6 protein-coding genes are annotated in these 8,493 nt (G+C 51.4%); 3 read left to right on the top strand and 3 right to left on the bottom strand.

The genetic code is table 11. The features are described 5' to 3' along the window. Positions 1-761: 761 nt before the first annotated feature. A complete protein-coding gene (locus FJ146_18385; protein ID MBM4253940.1) occupies positions 762-1,811 on the bottom strand; it encodes a Fic family protein in 1,050 nt (349 codons plus the stop codon). Positions 1,812-2,441: 630 nt separating this feature from the next. On the opposite strand from FJ146_18385, the gene FJ146_18390 reads away from it, so the two are divergent. Next, on the top strand, positions 2,442-3,608 hold the full coding sequence (locus FJ146_18390) for an ATP-binding protein (GenBank protein MBM4253941.1): 1,167 nt from the start codon (positions 2,442-2,444) through the stop codon (positions 3,606-3,608). A 398-nt stretch (positions 3,609-4,006) separates the two neighbouring features. Here FJ146_18390 and FJ146_18395 read toward each other — a convergent pair whose 3' ends face one another. Further along, positions 4,007-4,759 carry a DUF1566 domain-containing protein gene (locus FJ146_18395; protein MBM4253942.1) on the bottom strand — a complete coding sequence of 251 codons (753 nt, stop codon included), beginning with the start codon at positions 4,757-4,759 and terminating at the stop codon, positions 4,007-4,009. Between the two features lie 357 nt (positions 4,760-5,116). Then, on the bottom strand, positions 5,117-6,472 hold the full coding sequence (locus FJ146_18400) for a Fic family protein (protein MBM4253943.1): 1,356 nt from the start codon (positions 6,470-6,472) through the stop codon (positions 5,117-5,119). A gap of 235 nt (positions 6,473-6,707) precedes the next feature. On the opposite strand from FJ146_18400, the gene FJ146_18405 reads away from it, so the two are divergent. Both FJ146_18405 and FJ146_18410 read left to right on the top strand, forming a co-directional pair. Further along, entirely contained in the window at positions 6,708-7,544 is an 837-nt protein-coding gene (locus FJ146_18405; GenBank protein ID MBM4253944.1) for a hypothetical protein, read from the top strand. Positions 7,545-7,751: 207 nt separating this feature from the next. Continuing rightward, positions 7,752-8,261, top strand: coding sequence for an IS607 family transposase (locus tag FJ146_18410; GenBank protein ID MBM4253945.1), 510 nt, complete (start codon positions 7,752-7,754; stop codon positions 8,259-8,261). Positions 8,262-8,493 lie beyond the last annotated feature (232 nt).

The following is an 8,493-nucleotide window of genomic DNA, read 5'->3' on the forward strand; positions in this document are numbered from 1 at the left end:
AAACTACGAATTTGGGGGCTTAAATACGTCGGCAAGGTGGATAATCTCATGTCTTTAAGAACATTTCGAGCGACTTAATTCTCATCAAAATAAAACTACAGCATTGCCCCATCATGGACCGCTCACTTCGCTTTGCGAAGCTCACGGTGTGTCGGCCTTCACCACCAACCAAGCCCGAGACGCTAAAGCGTCCTACGGTATGGTTGGAGTACTGGCCGACTTCCCGATAGATATAGGCCTCCATCTCTGCTTCATTACGTAAATTCGGCGGCCACCAACGCATTTATATTTTCACCTCAGATTTATGGACTGTGACGTACGACCAAATAGCCACAAGAAATGACAACCAACCCATAACGCTATACGGAAAACCAGCAATTGACGGAGACATTAAAAGTGACGGAAGCAGCAATATGTAGGTAGTCTTTTTAAAACGCTTCCCCAAATCAGTCGTTGAAAGCCAAAGCACTAAAACAAAGAAAAAAAATGCTCTTGGCATCACCGTCAAAAGTAGCTTCCATGTATATGGATTCAGCACATCAGACTTTAGTCCATAAACAAACCATTCGTGAGTGAGGTACACACTGAAGACTCTCGCCACAGCAGTGTGCATTTTTTCAGAGTTGACCGACAATATACTGATCAAATACTCAAACCTTCGTCAAAAAACCTTTGCAACGCCGCCAGCGACGCTGACCCTACTAGGCTGCACTACATTAGGGATCACTAGGTCCAGTCATACGACCCAAGATAACGATGCCTCACTTCAGGCTATACCACACGCCGCGCCCACTTCCGTGCTGTTCTAGGTGCCCACGCTCTGTCAGATCACGAAAATGCTGCTTAAGCGTGTTGCGGTTGCTCCCAGTGAGCTTGATTGCGGCCGCCATTGTAATGCGCCCGTGCTCACGAACGAACTCAACGATCTGCAGTGACAACGCTGGCAGCACAGCCAGAATGACCTTCTCGCGCTCAATCTTCTTTTCCAAGCGCCTCACCTGCTCGACCAGCGAGTGCAGGAAGAAGATTAGCCATGGATGCCAGTTGGGCGCGTCGCTGCGAATCGTACATTGCGTTTGCCGTAAAGCGAGGTAATAGCCCTCTTTGTTCGCCTCTATCACGCTCTCTAGCGAGGTATACGGCACGTAGGCGTAGCCTGCTTGGAGCAGTAGCAACGTCGTCAGAACGCGACTGAGGCGTCCATTGCCATCCTGAAATGGATGGATTTCTAGAAAAACGACCACGAAGATAGCGATGACGAGTAGCGGGTGAAGTCGCGTCGTCTTACGTTCGTCACTTACCCATCCTACCAACTCGGACATCAAGCGCGGCGTGTCGAAAGGCGTCGCCGTCTCGAACACGATGCCAATGTGCACGCCGTTCTCGTCGAAGGCGGCGACGCTGTTGGAGCTGGTCTTGTAGTTACCCCGGTGCCGTTCGTCCTTATGGCTGTACTCCAGCAGAATCTGGTGCATCTGCTTGAGATGATTTTCATTGAATGGGAAATCCTGCCACGATGCAAAGACCAAATCCATCAACCTGGCGTAGCCAGCAACCTCCTGCTCGTCGCGGCTCTCGAATTTATGGATGGCTAGGTTGGATAGCAGGCGTTCGACCTCCCGGTCGCTGAGCCTGCTACCCTCGATGCGAGTGGACGAGCCGATGCTCTCAATGGTGGCTACTCGCCGCAGAGCCAACAGCCGATCCGGCGCAAGCATGCCAAGAGCCCGCCACGCGCCCTTAAACTCGTCAATTCGGGCGATTAGGCCCAAGATCTCCGGCGTGATATGTAGGGTTTCGGTTCGAATCATAACCCAATGATACACCCATTTACACCCATTTGACTAGGACGAAATGGGTGTAAATAGGTGGGATATTGAGTGAGTACTCAACAACCCATGCTATGCTTAGCGCCACACAGAGCTAATGTGACAAGGCCGTTCTCAAGGGCCTCGCGCCGCCTAGGTGACACATGACAACCAATGAACGCCTGGGCCCTTCGGTCTACCACCCAAAACCACGGCCAGATTAAGGCTCGCGCCCCAACTCAGCCCCAATTTTTATGCTTCCAGATACCACTCCCCACCAAACGCGGAAAACTTTTCGGCGAAAGTTTTGTTCTAACTATCGGTGAATACAAACCGATAGTTGTTGGCACCATAACTCATTCACCTGCGGTCCACCTGGCGGCATGGGCGGGATGATGTAATCATCTGGCTGTAACTTCGGGGACTTAGCTGATTCTACAGTCTCACAGCCCCAGTTTTTCGCCCCGAATTTTTGGGGCGAGCTTTGAAAACTAGCATTGTAACATGAGCGCCATAGCACCCACGTCTACCTGGTTGGGACGCCACTGAAGTCTACCAGAGGTCGACTTATATCCAAAATCGTTCTATGATAGAACGACAATAGGCTGCAATCGGTCCACAGGAAGTCGAAACATGGATCCAAATGATATCATGGACAATTTGGCGGCAACTCAAAGTCGCCTCCTTGCCGCACAACCCGTCCGGATGCGGCTTGCTTATGATCGCTGGGACTTGAAGGCATGCCGCGCCACCTTGATTTTGGGTCCTCGAGGAATCGGCAAAACCAGTCTACTGCTGCGCGAGGCAGAACGGCATGGAAACATACTTTACCTAAGCGCCGACCACCCCTATCTCGATGAAGTATCACTTTGGACCATCGCCGAAACTGCATTCCTTCGCGGTTATGATGGCGTAGCTATAGACGAAGTGCATTTTGCCAGAGACTGGAGTCGGCATCTAAAAGCTATTTATGACTCTTACCCCAAGAAGATCATTTGGGCGAGTGACAGCAGCAGTGTCGTTCTACGCAGCAGCGTAGGAGATCTATCGCGCCGCTTCTTACAGATGCGACTTAGTTATCTTTCGCTACGAGAGTACATCCACCTTAAAGATGGTATAGAGCTGCCGACTTTAAATCCTTTTACAGCTAAGCCGGCAGAATTTTCGCGGATTCTTGATGCGACAAACGTGATGGCAGCGTTCACATCTTATACAGAAGAGGGCTTCAGACCATTTTTCATTGAGGGGAATTATGCAGATCGACTATTGGCAGTGCTCGAAAAATCAATTCACGCCGATGTGCCATATTTCGTTCCTCAAATTCAAGAAAATCATCTCCGGCTGATGCGTGCTGTCGTTTCGCATTTAGCTCTGGCTGCGATTCCAACGATAAATATCGATGGAATGTGCAGTGAGTGGAGTTTAGGCAAAGAAAAGCTACATCAACTTTTGGGAGTACTAGAACACCTGGAGATTATTCGCATCATTCGCTTCCAAAAAGATCGTCGTAGATTGAGCAAGGGAGCAAAACTATTTGTAGCCGATCCAACAATCTACTCCGTCTTAGGAGGAAATAAGGGATCGCGCCGAGAGGCAATGGTTTGCACATTCTTGGCGATGGCGGGTTTTAATGTTACGGCCAGCGACAACGAGACCCTTTGCGATTTTGTCGCAAATGATGTCACCCTAGAGGTCGGAGGGCAAAGCAAAAAACGCAAGAAAGCGGACTGGGTGATTCGAGACGATACAGATCGACCTAGCGGTAAATCCATTCCACTCTGGTCGCTCTCAATGCTCTGACCGCACCCCGCAGCACCACACGACGCACTAAGATGTTCGCTCTTCCTTCAAATATTCACAGCCGCCAATCGCTATTTCCGGTTGACCAAATCAATTTCTGTTCCGATCTCATGCAAGGAGGCAATCATCCCACCGACCTTCCGTCCGAGAAACACTCGACCCTTAGCGCTCAAATGGCCACGAGCTAGATGCCTCGCCACTGCGCTATCGATTGTAAACAAAAGGCAATGCGAGTACCGCCTTGGCACCCAGTCCCAGCGTGGGCCATTTGCAACTGGCGGCATGGGCGGGATGATGTAGAGCCAAATCAGGAGAGGGATACTTATACACGCAGGCTTGGCCTCAAAATTGCTTAAATAAAAAAATAAATTAAATAACTGCCGGGCGCGGCAACGAGCTCACCTAACGCAGACGAGGAAGTTGGTATTCGCCTGGTAGTAGTGGAGAGTGTAGCCGTAGGCCAGGTACACGTACCACGCATAAGTCGTGAAGTTCGAGTTCGTGGACGACGACCAGAAATCAGTTTGCATTTTCGCAAGCATCATAAAATCAACCGACTTTAGACAGATAGAAGTGATGCCATGCTCGTACATAGACATCAACTCCTTTTGTGTAGGTAAACGCCAGGTTCCGGCTGCAAAACCACCATAAGTGGAGCCAGCACAAGTGCTCAGCGCCGTATTCCAAGCGAATGCTGTGCTGATCACTTTGGTTGTCACGAGATTGGTGATCTTGTCTTTGTACTGGCAACTCTCAGGACTCGTTGCGCAGGTCGTAGCCGTGCCCCCCCCGTTGGTGGTGGTGACATCTTCCCATTCGGAACTATCGCATACAACGTCTGAGGACCAAGCTCGGACCTTGTTGCCCGGGGGGCCGTACTCGATCGTATCCCAGTATTCGTAAGTAGTACCAGTAGTCACGCCGGCAGAACCGATACTGCCTACTGCTCCATCGTAATTAAAGTAAGTCCTGTTGCCAGCCTCGGCCGCTTTCTTCAAACCGCCTACGGTCTTCACGTCCCTCTTCGAATTGCAGCCAGCGGCGACCGGGAGCTGCAGAGCAATGAGGCATCGGATGAAAATCGTCCAAGCTCGCTTCGCTATGCCACGCGAGCACGTATAGTCAGAGGTTGTCCTGAGGGGTCCGCGCATACCGTTGGCTCCCGAAATTCCACAAAGGCGAAGCCCTACTTCCACCTCCTTTTCGGCACCCCGGGGATTAAACTTGAACACAATTTTACCCCCCCCCTCCTGATAAATTCCCAATATTTACATATAGTTATCGACCATACTTGACACACTTTGCACCTCGAAGTCGGATGACTAAGGCTAGGCCAATAAGCTGAATGATTTGGCGTAATACCCTGAAATTTATCGCCTGAACGTAGCGATGGCCGGAATCGGATGGCGGGAGTCTGTAATCTCCAGAAACCTCACGATTTGCCATACTTCACTATTTTAGTGAGGTATCGGCGCAGCTATTCCCAACGTTAATTGCTTTGCGCTTGGCTAGCCGACTGGACGCCCCCGAGCGATCCAGTCATCAACTAATTTGAGGGAGAGCCTATGTCGCGCACAATTATGAAGTGTTAGCGCCGTTAGCTCCTCGTTAAGTAATGCGCGGAATTTGGCGCGGTCCACTTCAGGCACCGTTGCGTCATGGATAGTATCTTCGAACCCTTGGTGCCCTTGCACAATTGCTTGGATGGCCAGGGTGAGTTGATCTCGGTAGGCAAGTCGAAATGGATCGGGTGAGCCTACTGATTCCATAACTACGGAGTATTTCTGTATCGATCGTCTGTATGTCCATGCAAAAAGATCAGCGGCCAAAGAGGTGTCTAGGCATTCGTAAACGCCAATCATGGCACGGGCATAATCGTGAATATCGACGTCAAGAAAAGACAGCGGAGCGCAATTGTAAAGCATCAACGGGATATTTGCAGCGAGTCGGCTAGTGCGTTTGTTGCCGCCTTCGAAGGGTTGCAGATACGCTAGGTTTACCCAAATAAAAAAGGCTGCTTCAACTGGGTTCTTAATCTGTTGGGCGCGGGTGATGATGGCACCGAGCATTTCTTTTAGTAGCAGAGGCACCTGGCTCGGGATGTAAGTGGTATCCGAAATGTTGACAATCTTGTTGCGGATTTCACCTAAGGCCTGGGGCTCGACGAGCAGGTCCTCCATGAGCAATGCATGGAGGTTGCGGATCAACGGCCCTGAGAGTCCATACTCCGGCACCGCATCAACTAGGAACTCAATAGCCCGCTTATGATTGAGGAGCATGACGGCATCGGCGTCGCCGCCGTCAGTGCCCCGCTTGAAAAGTTCAGCGGTGTCGAGGAGTGAGCGACGGTTACCTTCCAGCCGCGACGACGACCAAGACAAATCAATCAAGAGTTGCTCAAGGACTCTGCGCGCATACGTACCAGCTGGTTGCTGTCCGCGCATGCGACCTTCGCTGTATAACGCCTCGGCCATATCGAGCGGCAATAAGTGGCTTGCGTTAGGTACGTATTCGTCGACGAAGCTGCGGCGATAAGTGACCGGCGCTCTTGTTGCCAGCGGCTGAGAAATGGTCACCAGCAGTGATTTACTTTGCGGTGACAGAGCAAATACCTCTGTGTATTGCCTAAAACTCTCCACCGGAATACCTGATTGGCCAGTGATGGCCGGAGTTACTAACAGCCGATAGCGCGTAGCTCGCGCTTTACCACTGCGCGCGACTTTGCCAGCGGTCACCAGCTCATCGAGATGACGCCGAATAGTTGCTGAGCTGGCAGGTATTGTAAGCAGTTGGCTTGCGGAGACCTCAGGCACACCCTGACTTGCCAGCTCCTCTAACGCCCGCAGGATTGCATCTTTTATCATACTTTTCAGATAGTTATCCTGAATAGACGGGGTCCGATCGAACTACAAACATAGACTCATATTAGCTCAATTTGAGCGGATTGTCTCCAGATAAGCTCAATCTGAGTGGATTATGAGCGGATTTGCTTGGGCTCCGGTAGCGCCATTGGCTCGGATAGACCACCACCCAGGCCGCTGATATCACGAAAATATCCCGTAGTTTGCAATTAAAGCCGCAATGTGACATAATTCGTATATGTCAGGATACCCCAAAGATTCTAGAACCCCAAAGGTATCGCGTGCAAGGCGGGATGCCCTGCTTCACTATATCGAGGACCTTCAAGCCCATGGTCGCTTGGTCTTCACCTCTGACGAGTCTCGCAAGGCTCTGGATGTCTCCTCTAACGCCTTTCTAAAAGCATCCCTGCGTCTGATGCAGAAGAACAAAATAATCCGGCCTGCGTCGGGTTTCTACGTCATCATCCCTGCCGAGTACCGCAGTCGGAAGAGTGTTCCACCTGAGTGGTACATAGACGCGCTGATGAAGTTCCATGGCCTGCCGTACTACGCAGCACTTCTCTCCGCGGCGGCTTTGCACGGGTCAGCACATCAAGCACCGCAAGAATTCCAAGTCGTCACGACGAAGCCATTGCGCCCGATTTCTGTAGGCGTTACGCGCGTTCGATTTTTTACTAAGAAGGACCTCGCCGCAACGCCTGTTCAAGACGTCAAGGTCCCAACGGGGTACTTCAGGGTCTCGACGCCAGAGGCCACGGCGCTTGACCTCATTCGCTACTACAGTCGAGCTGGCTATTTTAACAACATCGCCACCATCCTCGCTGAGCTAGGCGACCATCTGGACGCAGAAAAATTAAGGCTCGCCGCTGAATTTGATGGCGAGGTCGCGCACGCCCAGAGACTCGGATATTTGCTCGACCAATTTACAGATCCAGCGCCATCAGGGCATTTGTACGAGTGGATTTCAGAGAGAAATCCCAAATTCACCGCGCTTCGTCCTGGCTGGCGCGGCCCGGTAATGCGCCGCGACGAGAGGTGGCGAGTATTAGTCAACGATGAGGTAGAACCCGATTAATGATCCCGGCAATGCACATCGCGCACTGGCGCACTAAAGTTCCATGGATTTCTGACGCCCAGGTCGAGCAGGACCTTATCCTTTCACGCGCTCTCGCTGAAATCTACAGTGATCCTTTGCTATCGTCGGAGCTGGCATTTCGCGGGGGCTGACTACAGCTAACCAAATCCTTACCTAAATGTGCCCATTCAATAGCTTACGCCCTCCATGCCGATAGGACGCTGGGAGGTATCGCCTATGTACTTGTCAATAGGTCAAGCGAGTCGGGCACTTGGCACATCAGTATCAACGCTGCGCCGGTGGGAGCAAGAGGGCACTATGGCGGCGGCGTACCGGAAGCCAGGCGGACATCGTCGCTACTCGCTACGCGTCCTGCAAGACAGCTTGGGCCTTATCGCGGATGTGAGCTCGCGTATCACGGTCGCTTACGCTCGGGTGTCATCGTCCGACCAAAAGGAGGACTTGGCGCGCCAAAGGCAACGTCTTGACGACTACTGCTCGCGTGAAGCTGAAAATTACGAGGTCATTGACGACTTGGGTAGCGGACTAAACTACAAAAAGCGCGGTCTCAAAAAACTGATTCACTTGATTCTCGGTGGCCGCGTGGACCGACTGATGCTCACTCACAAGGACCGATTGCTGCGTTTCGGAGCTGAGATCATTTTTTACCTATGCTCTTACTGCGGCACCAAGTTTGTATGGCAAGCGTGCGCATAAAAATAAACGCGCCGCGTCAGTGACGGACATCTGCAATTAACTAGCAAGATGTTGTTGCATGAGAATCATGCTCTCATTACTCTCGCCTTTCCTTGAGGTGAGGTGTCGCCTGTGGAATGCGCGATTAAATTAGCTTTAGATCTTAGTCCCGAAGATGAGCACATCATCGAGGGTCAAATGAAGATCTGCAATTGGCTCTACAATCAGCTACTTCAAAGGGCTAATGAGCTGC

It is taken from the genome of Deltaproteobacteria bacterium, from assembly GCA_016874735.1.
GTDB lineage: Bacteria > Bdellovibrionota_B > Oligoflexia > Oligoflexales > CAIYRB01 > CAIYRB01.